2 protein-coding genes are annotated in these 432 nt (G+C 59.0%); both read right to left on the minus strand.

Features of this window, described 5'->3' with window-relative positions; all coding sequences use genetic code 11:
* A partial coding sequence (locus tag OXQ95_RS18640) for a type VI secretion system tube protein Hcp (protein WP_267383134.1) occupies positions 1-219 on the minus strand: 219 nt, incomplete at its 3' end.
* Between the two features lie 18 nt (positions 220-237).
* Positions 238-432 (minus strand): hypothetical protein (locus OXQ95_RS18645; protein WP_267383137.1); only part of this gene is annotated, 195 nt, incomplete at its 5' end.

Here is a 432-nt window from a genome sequence, read left to right on the forward strand (position 1 = left end):
CAGGTCATCGGTCGCGGTGTCGAGGTACTTGGAAAAACTGAAATCGCCGTGAACCGCCTCGTCGGTTGCCCCGCCGCCGATGCTGCTACGCGCCACCTTGGTCGGCTGGTTGAAGCTATGAGTCCAGGACAGCACCTGAATCTCGCCGACATGTTCCGGGCTGGTCGATTCACCGATGATGTTCGGTCCGGTGAGTTTCAGATAAACGTTCACTGGCATGGCGCTGGTTCCCTTACATCATGCAATCAGACCCAGCAGCCGTTCGGCGACGAGCCGTACCGGCGCGGACATGAAGCCACTGCCGACTAGTTTGTCCCGACACCGCTTGCTACCGATTATCAAAGGATCAGCAGCGCTCGTTTTATCTACAGCAAGCTGAACGAGCGGCGGCTTCGGGGCAAGCCGCCGAGCGCCCACAATGGCGAAAACTGG

The sequence above is a fragment of the Sphingomonas sp. GC_Shp_6 genome (assembly GCF_026540835.1).
Lineage (GTDB): Bacteria > Pseudomonadota > Alphaproteobacteria > Sphingomonadales > Sphingomonadaceae > Sphingomonas.